Below are 17,585 nucleotides of genomic sequence, written 5' to 3'. Positions count from 1 at the left end.
ATTCGTCCCATGCAAGTCGTCCAAAACACCACCGAAGGCCTGAGCCGCGTCATCACCGTGACCGTCCCGGTCGCCGAACTGAACGCCAAGCTGGACGCAAAGCTGGCCGAGATGGCTCCGAAGATGAAGCTGAAGGGCTTCCGTCCCGGCAAGGTGCCCGCGTCGCACGTCAGGAAGACCTTCGGCCGGGACATGATGGGTGAGATCGTCAACGACGCCATCAACGAGTCGAGCCAGGCCGCTCTGAATGAGATCAAGGTCCGTCCGGCCGCCCCGGCCGACATGAAGCTGACCTCGGACATGGAAAAGGTTCTGGCCGGCTCCGACGACCTGGCCTTCGAAATGGCCCTGGAAGTCATGCCGGACTTCACCCCGGTCGACCCCAAGACCCTGAAGCTGGACCGCCCGGTCTATGAGGCCTCGGACGCCGACCTCGACGAGGCGCTCAAGGAGCTTGCCGGTCAGGCCAAGTCCTATGAGGACAAGAAGGGCAAGACCGTGAAGGCCGCAGACGGCGACCAGGTCACCATCGACTACCTCGGCAAGCTGGACGGCGTCGCCTTCGACGGCGGCACGGCCGAAGACGCCGACCTGGTCATCGGCTCGAACCGCTTCATCCCCGGCTTCGAAGAGCAGCTCAAGGGAGCCAAGGTCGGCGAAGAGAAGACCATCGAGGTGACCTTCCCCGAGAATTACCAGGCCGCCAATCTGGCCGGCAAGCTGGCGACCTTCGACATCAAGGTGAAGGCTATCAAGGCCGAGGCCGAAGCCGTCGTCGATGAAGAGTTCGCCAAGCGCATCGGTCTGGAGTCGCTGGACAAGCTGAAGGACCTGCTGCGTCAGAACCTGAACCAGCAGTACGCCGGTGCGGCCCGCTTCAAGCTGAAGCGCGCCCTGCTGGACCAGCTGGACACCGCCCACTCCTTCGACCTGCCGCCCAAGATGGTGGAGGCCGAGTTCGACGGCATCTGGAAACAGGTCGAGGCCGACAAGGAAGCCGGCAACCTGACGCCTGAAGACGCCAAGAAGTCCGAGAAGAAGCTCAAGGAAGAGTACCGCAAGATCGCCGAGCGCCGCGTGCGCCTCGGTCTGGTGCTCGCCGAGATCGGCCGCGCCAACAACGTCGGCGTGACGGACCAGGAGCTGAACCAGGCGATCATGGCCGAGGCCCGCAACTATCCGGGCCAGGAACGTATGGTGCTGGACTTCTACCGCCAGAACCCGAACGCCGCCACCCAGATGCGCGCCCCGATCTATGAGGAGAAGGTCGTCGACCTGATCTTCGACCAGGCCACAGTGACCGATACGCCGATCAGCAAGGAAGAGCTGCTCAAGGAAGAAGACGAGGGCTGATCTGGACCTCGCGTGCCGGGCCAAAGCCCGGGAGACAGAGACCTGATCCTCACGGGTGCCGCGTCGATCCGGGATCTATCCCGGGGGCGGCCTGGTCGATGGTCCACAAAGCGCCGACACAATGACGGCGTTGTAACTTAGGGTTCTGTCGGAATTCAGCTAGGGGATCGGTCTTCACGGGTTGATCACGAGGCGAAAACCGATGCGCAGGCTCTCGTCGGCGGCGACCGTTTTGGCCGTCCTGACCACCCTTTCAGTGGCCGGCCCTGTCCTCGCCCAGACCGCACCCGTCGACCCCGGTCAGGACATCGCTACCCCTCTTGCCGACATCGTGGTGGAGGGCCGCGATCTGGGCGAGGCGACCCGCGATTTTGTCGGTGAGGTGGCCGCCCCGGTGCGCAACCGCGGCCTGGCGCTCTGGCGGGGCGGCGTCTGCGTCGGCGCGATCAGTCTCCAGGCCGAGGCGGCACAATACATCGTCGACCGCGTTTCGACTGTGGCCCTGGATCTGGGCCTGCGGGCCGGTGACTCCGGCTGCACGCCAAACGTGCTGATCATCGGTGCCGAGGACGGCCGGGCCATGGCGCGGGCCCTGGTCGAGTCGCGTCCACGCGCCTTCGACACCAATGTCTCCGGAGCCAACCGCAGCGACCGGGCGCTGGACGCGTTCCAGTCCTCCGACCAGCTGATCCGCTGGTGGCACGTCAGCCTGCCGGTGGATTCCGAAACCGGCGACGCCGCCGTTCGGATCCCCGGCCAGTGCACCGGGGCCTGTTCCGCGGTCACCGACTTCGCCCCCAACATCTCGGTGTTCGCCGCCTCGCGCCTCAACACCCAGATCCGCGACGACCTGCGTCAGGTGATCATCGTTCTCGACATTGACGCGCTCGAGCGCGCCGGCTTCGACCAGATCTCGGACTATATCGCCATGGTCGCCCTGGCCCAGATCGACCCCGAGGCGCAGACCGCCAGTTTCGACACCATTCTGAACCTGTTCGACCCGGACGTCGTCACCGACAGATTCCTGACCCCTTGGGACACCGCCTATCTGCGCGGCCTCTATACCGCCGACCAGACCGAGTCGAACGCGCGCCGTAACGCCCGGGCGGTCGCCGACGCCATGGCGGGCGAGCGCCTGAAGGTCCCCGAGGAGAACTGAGTCGGTCGCTCCGGGCTGGAGAACTTGCGCTGGCGCCCTCGCGACGCGATATCAGGAAGAACGGACGCGACCCCTTCGAGTCGCGCCGGCCGACATCAGCGAGATCCCATGCGCGACCCCATCGACTACATCTCCAATAATCTCGTCCCCATGGTGGTGGAGCAGTCCAGCCGCGGCGAGCGGGCCTTCGATATCTTCTCGCGCCTGCTGCGCGAGCGGATCATCTTCCTGACCGGTCCGTTCGAGGACGGCATGGCCAGCCTGATCTGCGCCCAGCTGCTGTTCCTGGAATCGGAGAACCCGAAGAAGGAAATCAGCATGTACATCAACAGCCCCGGCGGTCAGGTGACCTCGGCGCTCGCGATCTACGACACCATGCAATACATCAAGTCGCCGGTCTCGACGGTGGTCATGGGCATGGCCGCCTCGGCCGGCTCCCTGATCCTGACGGCCGGTGAGGCGGGCCAGCGTATCGCCCTGCCGAACGCGCGGGTCATGGTGCACCAGCCCTCGGGCGGCTTCCGCGGCACGGCCTCGGACATCGAACGCCACGCCGAGGACATCATCGCCACCAAGCGCCGCCTGAACGAAATCTATGTCCACCACACGGGTCGGACTTACGAGGAAGTTGAGCGCACCCTGGACCGCGACCACTTCATGACCGCCGAGGATGCCAAGGCCTGGGGCATCGTCGATCACGTCTACGACAAGCGCACCGAGGCCGAGGCGGACGGCATCAAGACCATCTGATTCCTTCGGATCAAGGACCACAGAAGGGCGCGCCGGGATCGGCGCGCCCTTTTCGTTTGTGCTATCAGCCCCCGATGCAACACACGCGAGACCTCAAAGGCGTCGTCCAGGTCGACGGCGAAGACTACGAATGGGAGGTTCGGCGACAGCCGCAGCGGACCACGGGCAACAACTGGGACGGCATCGGCATCGCCCTTAAGCTCAAGGACGCCCAGCGCGAGGCCATCGTCCTGTTTCCCATGGTGATGCGGGCCAACGGCTCGCCGAACTTCGAACGCCAGCGGATCAACATCGAGAGCGTCAGGAACGCCATTGCCTCTGCCATCGAAGCCGGCTGGGATCCGACCTCGCGCGGCAAGGTCGTGGTCTTCGATGTGGACGCTGACGGCCGCTAACCGCGGGCCGGGCGGCCGGTGAACACGCGGAAACCTCGCTGTTCCGCGATCGCCAGCATCTCGATGTCGCCTGACGTATCGCCATAGGCCGCCGCCAGCTTCAGATCGGGACCAAAGGCCTCATGCAGACGTCGCACCTTCTCCTCGCCGCGACAGTTGGGACTGGAGAAGGCGCCAGTGATCCGGTCGTGGTCGTCGAAGGTCAGATGGGTGCCCAGAAGATCCTCCGCACCAAGTCGTCGGGCGAACGGGGTCACCGTGATCTCCGGCGATGCGGTCACGATCACGCGATGAGCGCCCCTGCTTCCCCAGTCCGCCCAGACCTTGAGCGCGTCGGGCCGCATGAATTTGTCCCAGTTCGCATCGGCGAACCGGGCAGCGTCTGCCTCAAGCTCGGTCCGTGTCACACCTTTCAGGAAGACCTTCACCGAGGCCGCCTTGATCGCCCCCCGGTCCCGGTCACGCGCATAGGCAGTCGTGGCCTTGCCCATCCTGACCAGTCCCAACGCCCAGCCGCCCGTGCCGGAACGCCAGCGCAGGAACTGGGTGAAGCTGTCGCGAACTGTCAGCGTGCCGTCGAAATCGAACGCGACGATGGGTCGCGAGGGATCGTCGGACTGGCGAAAGCCGGCCGTGGTGCCCATGTCAGCCATTCGCCGTGATCTCCATCCAGCCTGAACAGTCCACGTCAGTCGCACCTCGCCGGTCGTGGGCGGGGTTGTGGCGAGCGTGCGGATGGTTGATTGTCATTTTTTGAATATCTTCGCGTCCATAGTGGTGGAATCAACGCGGGGAAAGCGCGACCGTCTCCCAAAACGGCGCGAGAGTGAGAAGGGTCTATGACCAAAGCAGCCGGCACCGACGCCAAAAGTACGCTCTATTGCTCGTTCTGCGGCAAGAGCCAGCATGAGGTGCGCAAGCTCATCGCCGGTCCAACCGTGTTCATCTGCGATGAATGCGTCGAACTGTGCATGGATATCATCCGCGAAGAGCACAAGATCGGCTTCGTGAAGTCCAAGGACGGCGTTCCGACACCGAAGGAAATTCGCGAGGTCCTCGATGACTACGTCATCGGCCAGAGCCACGCCAAGAAGGTCCTCTCGGTCGCGGTCCACAACCACTACAAGCGGCTGAACCACGCGACGAAGAACAACGACGTCGAGCTGGCCAAGTCGAACATCATGCTGATCGGGCCTACGGGCTCGGGCAAGACGCTGCTGGCCCAGACGCTGGCCCGCATCATCGATGTGCCCTTCACCATGGCCGACGCCACGACCCTGACCGAGGCCGGCTATGTGGGCGAGGACGTCGAAAACATCATCCTGAAACTGCTTCAGGCGTCCGACTACAACGTCGAGCGGGCCCAGCGCGGCATCGTCTACATCGACGAGATCGACAAGATTTCGCGCAAGTCCGACAACCCTTCGATCACCCGCGACGTTTCGGGCGAAGGCGTGCAGCAGGCCCTGTTGAAGATCATGGAAGGCACCGTCGCCTCCGTACCCCCGCAGGGCGGCCGCAAGCATCCGCAACAGGAGTTCCTGCAGGTCGACACTGCCAACATCCTGTTCATCGTCGGCGGTGCCTTCGCCGGCCTGGAAAAGGTGATCTCGGCGCGCGGGGCAGGGGCCTCGATCGGCTTCGGCGCCAAGGTGTCGAACGTCGACGAACGTCGCACGGGTGACATCCTCAAGGGTGTCGAGCCGGACGATCTGATGCGTTTCGGCCTGATCCCGGAGTTTATCGGCCGTCTGCCGGTTCTGGCGACGCTGGAGGATCTGGACGAGGAAGCCCTGGTCACCATCCTGACCGAGCCGAAAAACGCCCTGGTCAAACAGTACAAGCGCCTGTTCGAGATGGAGAACGTCAACCTGACGTTTACCGACGACGCGCTGAACGCGATCGCCAAGAAGGCTATCACGCGCAAGACCGGCGCCCGCGGCCTGCGGTCCATCCTGGAAGGCATTCTGCTGGAAACGATGTTTGAACTGCCCACCTTCGAGGGCGTCGAGGAAGTCGTCGTCAATGCCGAGGTCATCGACGGCAAGGCCCAGCCCCTGCTGATCTATGCCGAGAAGAAAAAGGCCGCCGACGGCGCCGCCTGAGGCGGGGTTGAGCCACGAGAACAGGGGCGGGGCCGTCGAGGCTCCGCCCCGTCTTCATATCAGGCGGGCAAGGTTGCCGGGGACGGACGATGTTCCGGCGTGGGAGCCACAGCGGCCAGAACAGCAACTGACGTATCGCGGGTGGTCCTGGAGGCCGATCCGACCCCATTCTGCAGGATGCGCTACACGGATCGTGCAGCTTGACCGTATTTCGGCGCACCTGTGCAACGTCGAGGGGCGGTGCTTGAACCCCGGGGCCAAGGGGCCACATACTCACACGAACACCGTCGGAATCGACGGGCCTCTCCAGGGTGTCGCTGCATATCGCGGGGCGTCAGGGGTGGGCGGACCGGAGATGATCGAAGGTCCAGGAGCGCATTAATGTCCGAGAGTAAAATTCTGCCCGTCCTGCCTTTGCGGGACATCGTCGTCTTCCCCCATATGGTCGTGCCGCTGTTCGTAGGGCGCGAGAAATCCGTGCGGGCGCTCGACGAGATCATGAAGGGTGAAAAGCAGATCCTGCTGGCCACCCAGAAGAACAGCGTCGACGACGATCCGTCGCCGGACGCCATCTATCCGGTCGGCGTGCTCGCTACCGTGCTGCAACTGTTGAAGCTGCCCGATGGCACCGTGAAGGTCCTGGTCGAAGGCAAGGGCCGTGCTCGCCTGACCCGGTTCACCGATCGCGAGGAGTATTTCGAGGCCGAGGCCGTCGAGATCGAGGATGACCTGGGCGAACCGTCCCAGGCCGAGGCCCTGTTGCGCGCCGTGGTCGAACAGTTCGAATCCTATGTGAAGCTGAACAAGAAGGTGCCGCCCGAGGCCCTCAGTTCCATCCCTCAGATCACCGACGCGTCGAAACTGGCCGACAGCGTGGCGGCCCATCTTTCGGTCAAGATCGCGGACAAACAGGCCCTGCTGGAAACCATCGCGGTCCCCGCCCGTCTCGAGAAGGTCTACGGCCTGATGGAGGGCGAGATCTCCGTCCTCCAGGTCGAGAAGAAGATCCGCTCGCGCGTGAAGCGCCAGATGGAGAAGACCCAGCGCGAATATTATCTGAACGAGCAGATGAAGGCGATCCAGCGCGAGCTGGGCGAGACCGACGACGCGCGCGACGAGATTATGGAGCTGGAGAAGCGCATCCGGAAGACGCGCCTGTCCAAGGAGGCCCGCACCAAGGCCGAGGCCGAGGTCAAGAAACTGCGTAACATGAGCCCGATGTCGGCCGAGTCGACCGTGGTCCGGAACTACCTCGACTGGCTGCTGTCGATCCCCTGGGGCAAGACCAAGCAAAAGCCCATCGACCTGAACAAGGCCGAGGCGATCCTCGAGGAGGACCACTACGGCCTCGAGAAGGTCAAGGAACGGATCATCGAGTATCTGGCGGTGCAGGCGCGCACCAACTCGCTCAAGGGCCCGATCCTCTGCCTCGTCGGCCCTCCGGGCGTCGGCAAGACCTCGCTGGCCAAGTCGATCGCCAAGGCCACGGGCCGTGAGTACGTCCGCATGTCTCTGGGCGGCATGCGCGACGAGGCGGAGATCCGCGGTCACCGCCGCACCTATATCGGCTCGATGCCTGGCAAGATCATCCAGTCGATGAAGAAGGTGAAAACCACGAATGCCTTCATCCTGCTGGACGAGATCGACAAGCTGGGTGCCGACTGGCGCGGGGACCCGTCTTCGGCCCTGCTTGAGGTGCTGGATCCGGCGCAGAACAACGCGTTCGGAGACCACTATCTGGAAGTCGACTACGACCTGTCGAACATCATGTTCGTCACCACGGCCAACAGCCTGAACATGCCTCAGCCCCTGATCGACCGGATGGAGATCATCCGGGTCAGCGGCTACACCGAGGATGAGAAGGTCGAGATCGCCAAGCGTCACGTCCTGCCCAAGGTCACGTCCGACAACGGCCTGACGCCGGCGGAGTTTGTGGTGCCCGACGAACAGATCCGCGACCTGATCCGCTACTACACCCGGGAAGCCGGGGTGCGGTCGCTGGAGCGCGCTCTGGGCGGCCTGGCCCGCAAGGCCGTGCGCGAGATGTCCAAGCAGAACCTGCTCTCCATCACCGTCGACGAGGCCAAGCTGGCCGAGTACGCCGGGGTGAAGAAGTTCCGCTACGGAGAGACGGACGAGGAAGACCAGGTCGGCATCGTCACCGGCCTGGCCTGGACCGAGTTCGGCGGCGACATCCTGACCATCGAGGCGATCAAGATGCCGGGTCGCGGTCGCATGACCGTCACTGGCAACCTGAAGGAGGTGATGAAGGAATCCATCTCCGCCGCCGCCTCCTACGTTCGGGCGCGGTCGTTGAGCTTCGGCGTCAAGCCGCCGGTGTTCGAGAAGACCGACATTCACGTCCACGTGCCGGACGGCGCCACGCCCAAGGACGGTCCCTCCGCCGGCGTCGCCATGACCGTAGCCATGGTCTCGGTCCTGACGGGCGTGCCGATCCGCAAGGACATCGCCATGACCGGCGAGATCACGCTTCGTGGTCGCGTGACCGCCATCGGCGGCCTGAAGGAGAAGTTGCTCGCGGCCCTGCGATCCGGCGTGAAGACCGTGCTGATCCCGCAGGAGAACGAGAAGGACCTCGCCGAGGTGCCCGACAACGTTAAGGGGGCGCTGGAAATCATACCGATCTCGACGGCCGACGAGGCTCTGAAATGGGCGCTGACCGGCTCTCTGACGCCGGTGGAGTGGGATGAGGTGGCCGAGCCGCTGAACCCGGCTCCGCAGGTGCCTCCGGCCGCCGGCGGATCGACGGTCGTCAGCCACTGACCTGAACAGCCTCCTCGCCTGCCGGCGGGGAGGTTTTTCTTTGGCCGGAGCGACTTGAACCGAGGAGCAGGGGAGGGCACAACCCGCGTCCGTGGTGAGGGCGGCTAGCTCAGCTGGTCAGAGCATCTCGTTTACACCGAGAGGGTCGGCGGTTCGAACCCGTCGCCGCCTACCATCCTGCTTCGCGCTACTGCGCTTCGCAGGACGGGCCACGACAGATAGCGAAGCAGGATGCCCTTCGTAGCCTTGGCGAAGAAGGGCGGGTCCAAGAGCGCAGACACAGAAAAGGCCGCCGGAGCGATCCGGCGGCCTTTGTCTTTGCATGGTCAAACCGACCAGGATTCACGACCAAATCGACCAAGTTTTTCGACCAACCTAGTCAACCTGATCAGAACCGGAAGCTGGCCCGCAGCAGCAGGGTGTAGCGGACATAGTCCTCGATCATCTCGGCGTCGGCGCTGATCGAGATCTTGCCGAGTTCGTTGCCGACGCTGAGGTGGAAGCCTGCAAGCGGGCCGCCGCCTTCGATCGAGTCCGGCGTCAGGGTGAACGGCGAGCCGCCCGAGGCGAAACGGGCGATGGTCTCCCCCGGATCGACCGAGAAGTTCTGACGCCAGCCGAGGCGGACCTCGGGGCGGATCCAGCCGTTCTCGCCGAAGCCGTAGCCGATATTCACGGCGGCGACGCCGGTGAGCAGATGGCCGTCGCGGTCCTCGATCTTGAGGTTGAAGCCAGGCTCCAGGCCCACCTCGGTGTGCGCGTCCTCGCTCAGCGAGAAATACTCGGCATAGACTTCCGGGCGGATGCTCAGACGGCCGAAATTCTTCTCGTAAGAGGCACCACCGCCCAGCGACAGTGTGAAACCGTTCCAGCTGGAGGTGTTGATGAGGTTGATGTTCTGGGTGACCAGCTGGCGCGTCGAATCGAAGGTGGCGTAGCCGCCCGCCGCGCGCGCCCAGGTGCTCCAGGCCTGGCCCTGAGCCCGCCAGTAGAGGCCCAGCTCGACCAGGTTGGCCGACAGGACTTCCTCGGCCTCGGCCTCGGGATCCTCGATGTCCGACGAGGTGAAGGCCAGGGAGACCCCGACGGCACCCAGGCCCGTGCCACGCTCGATTCCGCCCGCGACGCCGAAGCCTTCCGAGCGGAAGCCGTAGGTGTCGGTCTTGTCCTTGTCGGCGTAGAAATTAATTTCCTGCAGCCAGGCGCTGGTTTGGCCCGGCTCGACGGTGGCGTTGCGGCCGGTCAAGGCGCGGGTCACGGCATCCACCCCCGAGGCCAGCGACAGCAGCGGGCCGCCCGAATGGTCCGGCAGAACCTGCTCGTACAGGTTGATGAAGCCTTCACGACCGGTCTGGGAGACGAAGGCGTTGCGGAGCGCCGTGCTGGAGCTCAGTGCGCCATAGAGGGAATCGAAAATCTGGGCTTCGACGGGGATCAGGTTCGCCTCGGCCGCCGTGCGGCGACGGGCGTCGATATAGACATCCCCTGCGGCCACGTCGGCACCGACGTTGACCACGTAAAGATAGGGCGAGTTGGCCTGCACCGACGTCTGGTCGATCGTGCCGATGATCAGGGTGTTGGCGTCGATGACGGTAAACCGCTGGGGGCCCGTGATCAGGGAGTTGAAACGCACGCCCAGGCCCGCGCCGGTCGCCAGATTGGCCGTGCCGTTGACGCGGAAGCCGGCGTTGGTCGAGGTTGCGGGATCGACCGTGACGATCAGGTCACCGGCCGCGCCGACGTTCAGGCTGGTGACATTGGTGCGGGTCAACTGGCGCGCATCCAGCGTTCCGTTGGTCACATTGATGTCCAGGCGGCCGTCGGTATCGGTGATCGCGCCGGTCAGGATTCCGCCGCCCGTGATGTTCAGCCGGTCCGCGCCGGCACCGAAGGACGCGTCGCCGTTGATGAAGCCGTTTTCCAGGCTGAGCAGGTCCGCGCCCGAGCCGAAGCGGATGGCTCCGACCAGCACCGGCTCGTTGGAGTCGGTGACCCCGTCGCCGTCGGTGTCAGGGTCGGCGGTGGAGGGCGTGCTGGTTTCACCGTACTGGCGATAGGTGACGCCGGTGGTGTTGGCCGAGACGTCGATGGCCGTAACCGCGCCCGTGAGCGGATCGCCGGCCGTATTCGGAAGCAACGAGGCCTGGATGGTGCCCGCGTTGTTGATCGACCTTAGCGTGCCCGACAGATCGCGAATGCCGAAGACGTTCGAGACGCCGCCTCCGGCCGTGGCCAGGATCGAGCCGTTGTTGAACATGTTCGACAGGTTGGCACCGGCCGCGATGTCGATGGCGATCGCCGGAGCGTTCGCCAGTGTGCTGGAAACGCCCGCGGTGATGTTCGAGATGTTGTCGAACCGGTTGGCGGTCACGTTCGCATTGATCGCGACGGCGGTGGCGCCGCCGTTCCTGCCGATCGCAGTGATGGCGCCCTCGTTGCGCACGCCGCCGGTGATGACCACATTCTGGCCGCCCGCGACGCCCAGCTGCATGCCCCGTCCGTGGACATTGTTGTAAACGCCATCTCCGTTGATGGTGCCCCGGTTGATCAGGCCGTAGCTGGTGGTCGCGGTTGTTCCCGCGACTCCCAGAGTGATGCTGCGGGTGGACGAACCGACCGTCAGGGCCGCCGCGCCCCCGTAGCTGTTGATGGCGGAGTTGCCCTCGGACGCATCGGCGACGCCGTCTCCGTCCTCATCGGTCGTGGTGGTGTTACCCGCCACGTCGGCGATGAGATCGGCTGGCCGGGTATCCAGCACCAGTCCGCCGGCGACGTTGCCGCCGATGACGATGGCCGAACCACCCTGCAGCAGGTCGTCCGCATCGAGCAGGGCGAGGGCGGTATCACCGGGGCGCGTCGTGTAACGATAGCCGGTCGCGGCCATGTCGCCCTGGAGCGTCAGGCGACCGCCGACATCGCCCTGAATGTTGACGGCGTTGACGCCCAGGCCCTGGGCCGTGACGGGGCCGCCCAGCTTCACCGCGCCCGAGACGTTGCCTGTCTGGGAGTAGGCGATGGCGTTGTCGCCTATCGCACGCAGCGATCCGAAGCTGGTGACGTTGCCCGTCAGGGCCCGTTCGATCGAGATGGCGCGTGAGTTGGCGCCCTCGGCCAGGATGGTGCCGGTGCTCTCGACCAGAATGTTACCGGTCAGGGCCGTCGTGCCGACCAGACGCAGGCCGTAGCGGTTGGCGCCGGCCGCGATCGGACCGTCCAGATCGCCGTCGTTGTCCGAGTCGGGGTAGGTAGTGATGCTGTCCTGGACCGCGATGGTCCCGCCGATGATGATGTTGGCCGCCGTCGAGGTCGGGCCTACGAGGATCGCGGTCGACCCGTCGGCCGAATTGGCCATCGTGATGTTGGTGCCGCTGTCCAGATCGATGTTGTTGTTCGAATCGACCGTGATCGCCGCGCCGGTGTTCACGGCGATGGAGCCGCCCGTTCCGATGCGGATGTCGTCGCGGGCTGTACCGGTCGCGAGGGAGGTGACGATGGGCGTTGTGCGAGCGGTCGAAATCACGACCTCGGCATGCGCTCCTGCGGCCGTCATCAGAGGGGCAAGCGCTACCGCGGTCGCAAGCAGTCTACGCATTCGGAAATTCACCCCAAGTGGACACGCGCACGGGCGTCGGGCGCCTTCTAACAGGGGCGTCGCGACCTGTCTCAAGTTTCGCGAATTTGAGGCGAATGCAAGGCCGAAAGCAATGTGTCTGGCGACCGGAGGTCGCTGAGAGCGTTGCACTGCGACCCAAAAAGTGATATCATTTAAATATCGAAGTGGAGTGCAAGATGACCGACCAACGCACAATCTCGCAGGAACGGCCTGCAGCGACGACCAACGGCATACTGATGCTGCTGATCGGGATGGGACTGATCATCCTCGGTCCAGTGGCCGTGGCGCAGGCCCCCGAAACGGCGCTTTATGTGGTCGGAGGCATCGTTCTGGCCCTCATCGGCCTGTTCCTGCTGTGCGGCCTCTATTCACTTCAGCCGAACGAGGGCGCGGCCATAATGCTGTTTGGCTCCTATCGCGGTACGGACCGGACCACCGGCCTGCGCTGGGTCCTTCCCTGGTACACCCGCAAGAAGATTTCGCTCCGGGCGCGGAACGTCACGAGCGATAAGCTGAAAGTGAATGACAAGCGGGGCAGCCCGGTCGAAATCGCCGCCAACGTCGTCTGGCGTGTCGAGGATTCGGCACAGGCCCTGTTCGACGTCGATGACTACCAGGCCTTTGTGAACATCCAGATCGACACGGGCCTGCGCGATATCGCCTCCCACTACGCCTACGACCACGGCGAGGAGCAGGACGGCGTCGAGCAGGAACTGACCCTGCGCGCCGACGCCGAGGATGTCGCCGGACGGTTGCGCGACGAGCTGGCCAACCGGGTCCGGGTGGCGGGCGTCGCCATCGACGAGGCGCGTCTGGCCCACCTGGCCTATGCGCCCGAGATCGCGGGCGCCATGCTGCGGCGCCAGCAGGCCGAGGCCATCCTGTCGGCCCGCCGCCTGATCGTTCGCGGCGCGGTCGGCATGGTGGAGAGCGCGCTGAAGGATCTGGGCGAGCGCGAGGTCGTGCATCTCGACGAGGACCGGAAGGCCGCCATGGTCTCCAACCTGCTGGTCGTGTTGTGCGCCGACCGCGAGGCCCAGCCCGTGGTCAATACCGGCACCCTCTACGGCTAGGGCGTGGCGAGGGTCCGCAAACCCTTCCTGATGCGCGCCTCCGGTGGCGTGATGACGGCGGTCGAACGGCTGGCGGCGGCGGAGCTGCGTTCCGTCAACGCCCAGCTGGAGATTCTTCTCAGGGAATCGCTGGAGCGGCGGGGCGTGCGCATTCCGCCGCCGGGCGACACCGATGATGAGGCTTGAGCTTCACCTTCGGCGAGCGTAGGGGCGCTTCATGGCTCGGCCCAAATCGTCCGCACGCATCCCAAAGTCCCGGACGCGCGTTCAGCCGCGGCAGTCCCCGGAGCACGACCCCATGAGCATGACGGATCTCGACGTTCACGAAGGTGAGCTACGGCTCATTCCCGGCTGGGACGAAGAGGTCGCCGAGACGCTCAGGGTCCTGAAGGCGTCCACCCAGGATCCGCGTCCGCGTATGGTCGACACCACCATGCTTTACGCGCCGCGCTCAGGCGGGGTGAAGCGCTACCTGTTGTCCAAGAAGGCCTGGTTGGAGGCGAACCGTCCCGGCGTGGCCCACTCCCTGGTCGTGCCCGGGGCCCAGCATAAGGCCGGGCGCGATGGGGTCATCCAGCTGCACGCGACCAAGCTGCCCTTCGGAGACGGTTACCGCTGGCCCAGTTCAGTCAAGCGCTGGGGCGCGTGGGTCGCCTCGATGAAGCCGTCTCTGATCGAGGCGGGCGATCCCTATACGCCGGGGCAGGGTGCCCTGGAGGCCGGCCAGCGCGCCGGCTGTCCGGTCGTCGGCTTCTGCCACTCCGATCCCGCGGGCCTGGCCGCGTTGCACTTCGGCGAATGGGCCAAGAAGCCGGTCGAGAAGCGCTGGGCCCGCCTGTTCGGCCAGTTCGACCGCGTCATCTCGCCCAGCCGTTTCATAGCCCGCCGCCTCGAAGAGGCGGGGATCCGGGACATCGTCATCCGGCCACTGGGCGTGGAAATCGACACCTTCCGTCCCGATCGGCGCGACCGCGACTGGCTATTGAAGAAGCTTGGCCTGCCTGCCAGCGCCCGCCTGCTGTGCTTCGCTGGTCGTCCTGCGCGCGAGAAGAATATCGATGTCCTGATCGAGGCTGTCCAGAAGCTGGGGGCACCCTATCATCTCGTGCTGGTCGGGGCGGGGCAGGGGATGCCGGCCGAAGACCGCGTGATCGCCCTGCCTTACGAGCGCGATCCCAGGGCCGTGGCCCGGATCATCGCCAGCTGCGACGCCTTCGTGCACGCCAACGACAAGGAGCCGTTCGGCCTGATCGTGCTGGAGGCCATGGCCTGTGGCCGTCCGGTCGTCGGCGTCAACGCCGGTGGCGTGGCCGAGACCGTCAACGACAGCGTGGGCCAACTGTCCCGCAGCGCCGACCCCGACGACTATGCCCAGGCCATCGAGGCCCTGTTCGCCCGTGACGTCGAGGCCGTCGGCGCGGCGGCGCGGGTGCATACGGTCGAACGCTTCGCCTGGAACCGCGTGTTCGAGGACCTGTGCATGACCTACGGCGAGGTCAGTGGCCGGCCGGAGTTCGTGCAGTCGGGCGAGGAGTTGGCGGTTCACTAGCCGGCCGATTTCGTCCTCTCTTTTCAGAGCGCATCGCCGAATCTTTCTCGACGGTGGATCCGTGGACAGAGGTTGCGGCCAACCCGTCAGACGTTCAGCCTTGTTCCAGCGCAAGCTTCAGATCAAACGCCCATGTCTCGACGGCGACGGTGAAAGGCTCGTGTCGAACGCGGCGCAGACCAGACGGACGAACGGCCGGCCGGCAGAGGTCACGCTGACGACATCCCCGTCGCGTGTCGCCAGCCCGTCATCCACCAGCGGCTGCAGTCTGGCGAAGGCCGCCGAGAACCGGTCCGGAGCCGGGCCGTGTTTGCGGTCGATGTCCTGGAGGTCGACCCTGAAATCGCACATCAGACGTTCGATGATATCGGCCCGGCGCCGATCGTCCGGCGTCAACCTGAGGCCGCGCGCGACCGGCAGTTGACCTGCGCCGACGGACGCGCGCCAGTCGCGCTCCACGGCGTGATTCTGAACGTAGCCCTCGCGTGTCCGGCTGATCGACGAGGCACCCAGGCCGATGAGAGTCTCGGCGACGTCCGTCGTATAGCCCTGAAAATTGCGATGCAGCCGCCCGGTGCGCGAGGCGATCGAGAGGCTGTCCGTCGGCAGGGCAAAGTGATCCAGCCCCACAGCTTTGTAACCCTGATCCAGCAGACAGGCAGAGGCCGCCTGGCTCTGTGCAAACCGGTCTTCCGGCCCTGGAAGATCCGCTTCGTTGATCAGCTTCTGGTGCGGCTTCATCCACGGAACATGGGCATAGCCGAACAGTGCGATGCGCGCGGGACGCAGGGTGGTCACCTGGTCCAGGGTCGTCAGCAGATCATCGCGGGTCTGAAGCGGAAGCCCGTACATGAGGTCGAGGTTGAGGGACTCCACCCCGGCGTCCCACAGCCACTCGGCGGCTTCGGCCACCGTGGAGAACGGCTCGATCCGGTTGATCGCCTTCTGCACCCGGGGCGACAGGTCCTGGACCCCGAGGCTGGCTCTGTTGAGGCCATGACGCGCCGCCCGCTCGACCCAGGCGCGCGAGAGGCTTGCCGGGTCGAGTTCCGCCGCAATCTCGATATCCGGGGCGAAGTCGAAGACGTCACGTAAACCGGCGAACAGGCGGTCCAGGTCGTCCACGGACAGCATGTTCGGCGTGCCGCCACCAAGATGAAGGCGGGCGACCCGTTGTCGACGGCCCAGCCGATCCGCGACCAGACGCGCCTCGGTCAGCAGCAGGTCGACATAGCTCCGGATCGTCTCCCGGCGGTTCACCGCTCGCGTGTTGCAGGCGCAATACCAGCAAAGCGTTCGGCAAAACGGGACATGGACATACAGCGAGATCGCATCGTCGGCCGGGACCGCTTCGAGCCATCTCCCCCAGTCATCGGGACCCACATCCGGTGTGAACCGGGCGGCGGTCGGATAGCTGGTGTAGCGGGGGACATTGCTGTCGTAGCGCCTGATCAGCGCGGCCGTTCTAATGAGACTGCGGGTCTCAGCGCAGGCCGACATCGGTCGCATCGGTCTCGGGTTCGGACAGGCCCAGGTCGCCTTCGTCGGAGAGGTGGAACTCGTGCCAGAGGCCGTTCAGCACGCCGAAGCCGACGGCGAGGCCTACGCCCAGTATCCAGGTAAAATACCACATGGGTCAGGTGTCCTTCGGTTCAGTAGAGATCGGGATTTGTCTTGAGCGCCGCAGTCGAAGTCCGGCCCCACAGAACGCGGTAGACCCAGGCCGTATAGAACAGGATCAGGGGCAGGAAGACGATCGTGACGCCCAGCATGATGAACAGGGTGGTCTGGGTTGAGGACGCGTTCCACACCGTCAGGCTCGAGCCCGGATGGATCGAACTGGGCAGGATGAAGGGGAACATGGACAGGCCCACGGTCGAGATGATCCCGACGACTGCGATCGACGAGCCCGCGAAGGCCAGCGGCTCGGACCGGCGCCACAGACCCAGCAGGGAGATGACGGTCCCTGCGAAGCCCAGTACGGGTGCCACGATCATCCAGGGATAGGCGGCGTAGTTGTCGAGCCAGGCTCCCGGAGCGGCGACGACGGCCGTCCGCAGCGGGTTGGAGAAGCCCGACGGATCCGCCGCCCCGACGATGCGGTAACCGAGATCCCCGAAGGCCACGAACAGGCCGCCGGCTGCGAACAGGACGAGGCTGAGAAGGCCCGCGATCATGCCGAAGTTACGCGCCCGCCCCTGAACCGGCCCAAGCTCGGCCTTGAGACCCAGCCAGACCGCGCCGTGCAGAACCAGCATCGAGACGGACAGCAGACCGCAGAGCAGGCTGAACGGGGTGAACAGACCCAGCAGCGTGCCCTCGTAGAAGGACCGCAGATCACTATCCAGGCGGAAAGGGGCTCCGAGCAGGACGTTTCCAACCGCCACGCCGAACACCAGGGCCGGGACGAACCCGCCGATGAACAGCGCCCAGTCCCAGGCCGAGCGCCAGGCCTTGCCCGGCCGCTTCGAGCGATATTTGAACGCGACCGGCCGGAGGATCAGCGCGGACAACACCAGGAACATGGCCAGGTAGAAGCCCGAGAAGCTCACGGCGTAGACGAAGGGCCAGGCCGCGAAGATCGCACCGCCGCCGAGGATGAACCAGACCTGGTTGCCCTCCCAGGTCGCGCCGACGGTGTTGATCACCATGCGGCGCTCCTCATCGGTGCGGGCGACGAAGGGCAGAAGCGCGCCGACGCCAAGGTCGAAGCCGTCGGTCAGGGCGAAGGCGATGAGCAGCACGCCCAGCAGTCCCCACCAGATCAGGCGGAGGGTGGCGTAGTCGAGGGGGATATCCATCTC

Annotated in this window: 14 protein-coding genes and 1 tRNA gene; 10 read left to right on the top strand and 5 right to left on the bottom strand. The window is 65.2% G+C overall.

Going from position 1 to position 17,585, the window contains the following annotated elements:
- Positions 1-9 precede the first annotated feature (9 nt).
- From tig to ACW18A_RS08850, 4 genes are all read left to right on the top strand, one after another.
- Positions 10-1,353, top strand: coding sequence for a trigger factor (gene tig, locus ACW18A_RS08865; RefSeq protein WP_492021365.1), 1,344 nt, complete (start codon positions 10-12; stop codon positions 1,351-1,353).
- A gap of 202 nt (positions 1,354-1,555) precedes the next feature.
- Positions 1,556-2,512 carry a hypothetical protein gene (locus ACW18A_RS08860; RefSeq protein WP_492021364.1) on the top strand — a complete coding sequence of 319 codons (957 nt, stop codon included), beginning with the start codon at positions 1,556-1,558 and terminating at the stop codon, positions 2,510-2,512.
- 108 nt (positions 2,513-2,620) lie between these two features.
- Positions 2,621-3,262: an ATP-dependent Clp protease proteolytic subunit gene (locus tag ACW18A_RS08855; protein WP_492021363.1), complete on the top strand. Its 642-nt coding sequence runs from the start codon at positions 2,621-2,623 to the stop codon at positions 3,260-3,262.
- Between the two features lie 74 nt (positions 3,263-3,336).
- Positions 3,337-3,657, top strand: a complete 321-nt coding sequence (locus tag ACW18A_RS08850; protein ID WP_492021362.1) for a hypothetical protein — start codon at positions 3,337-3,339, stop codon at positions 3,655-3,657.
- Here ACW18A_RS08850 and ACW18A_RS08845 read toward each other — a convergent pair.
- Positions 3,654-4,310, bottom strand: a complete 657-nt coding sequence (locus tag ACW18A_RS08845) for an HAD-IB family hydrolase (RefSeq protein ID WP_492021361.1) — start codon at positions 4,308-4,310, stop codon at positions 3,654-3,656. The genes ACW18A_RS08850 and ACW18A_RS08845 overlap by 4 nt on opposite strands.
- A 186-nt stretch (positions 4,311-4,496) precedes the next feature.
- Between ACW18A_RS08845 and clpX the strand changes: the two genes are divergently transcribed.
- From clpX to ACW18A_RS08830, 3 genes are all read left to right on the top strand, one after another.
- Positions 4,497-5,762 (top strand): ATP-dependent Clp protease ATP-binding subunit ClpX, encoded by a 1,266-nt coding sequence (gene clpX / locus ACW18A_RS08840; RefSeq protein WP_492021360.1) that lies wholly within the window; start codon positions 4,497-4,499, stop codon positions 5,760-5,762.
- 381 nt (positions 5,763-6,143) lie between these two features.
- A complete protein-coding gene (gene lon / locus ACW18A_RS08835; protein ID WP_492021359.1) occupies positions 6,144-8,546 on the top strand; it encodes an endopeptidase La in 2,403 nt (800 codons plus the stop codon).
- A gap of 98 nt (positions 8,547-8,644) precedes the next feature.
- Positions 8,645-8,721: transfer RNA gene (locus tag ACW18A_RS08830), tRNA-Val, on the top strand.
- A 213-nt stretch (positions 8,722-8,934) separates the two neighbouring features.
- Here ACW18A_RS08830 and ACW18A_RS08825 read toward each other — a convergent pair.
- On the bottom strand, positions 8,935-12,138 hold the full coding sequence (locus ACW18A_RS08825) for an autotransporter outer membrane beta-barrel domain-containing protein (protein WP_492021358.1): 3,204 nt from the start codon (positions 12,136-12,138) through the stop codon (positions 8,935-8,937).
- A 197-nt stretch (positions 12,139-12,335) separates the two neighbouring features.
- Between ACW18A_RS08825 and ACW18A_RS08820 the strand changes: the two genes are divergently transcribed.
- The 3 genes from ACW18A_RS08820 to ACW18A_RS08810 all read left to right on the top strand — a co-directional run bounded on the left by ACW18A_RS08820 (position 12,336) and on the right by ACW18A_RS08810 (position 14,781).
- Complete coding sequence (locus ACW18A_RS08820; RefSeq protein WP_492021357.1) at positions 12,336-13,232, top strand: SPFH domain-containing protein; 897 nt, start codon at positions 12,336-12,338, stop codon at positions 13,230-13,232.
- A gap of 3 nt (positions 13,233-13,235) precedes the next feature.
- Entirely contained in the window at positions 13,236-13,418 is a 183-nt protein-coding gene (locus ACW18A_RS08815; protein ID WP_492021356.1) for a type II toxin-antitoxin system antitoxin, read from the top strand.
- Positions 13,419-13,530: 112 nt separating this feature from the next.
- Entirely contained in the window at positions 13,531-14,781 is a 1,251-nt protein-coding gene (locus ACW18A_RS08810; RefSeq protein WP_492021355.1) for a glycosyltransferase, read from the top strand.
- A gap of 117 nt (positions 14,782-14,898) precedes the next feature.
- Here ACW18A_RS08810 and hemN read toward each other — a convergent pair whose 3' ends face one another.
- Genes hemN through cydB form a run of 3 tightly spaced genes read right to left on the bottom strand, consistent with a single transcriptional unit; the run spans position 14,899 to position 17,582 of the window.
- The gene (gene hemN / locus ACW18A_RS08805) at positions 14,899-16,281 is read right to left on the bottom strand and encodes an oxygen-independent coproporphyrinogen III oxidase (RefSeq protein ID WP_492021354.1); all 1,383 of its coding nucleotides are present in this window, start codon (positions 16,279-16,281) and stop codon (positions 14,899-14,901) included.
- Entirely contained in the window at positions 16,265-16,414 is a 150-nt protein-coding gene (gene cydX, locus ACW18A_RS08800) for a cytochrome bd-I oxidase subunit CydX (RefSeq protein WP_492021353.1), read from the bottom strand. The genes hemN and cydX overlap by 17 nt, the downstream gene beginning before the upstream one ends.
- 19 nt (positions 16,415-16,433) lie before the next feature.
- Positions 16,434-17,582, bottom strand: a complete 1,149-nt coding sequence (gene cydB / locus ACW18A_RS08795; RefSeq protein ID WP_492021352.1) for a cytochrome d ubiquinol oxidase subunit II — start codon at positions 17,580-17,582, stop codon at positions 16,434-16,436.
- Positions 17,583-17,585: the final 3 nt, after the last annotated feature.

Source organism: Brevundimonas sp. AVps5 (assembly GCF_058681515.1).
This window is presented reverse-complemented; position numbering and strand designations above follow the sequence as displayed.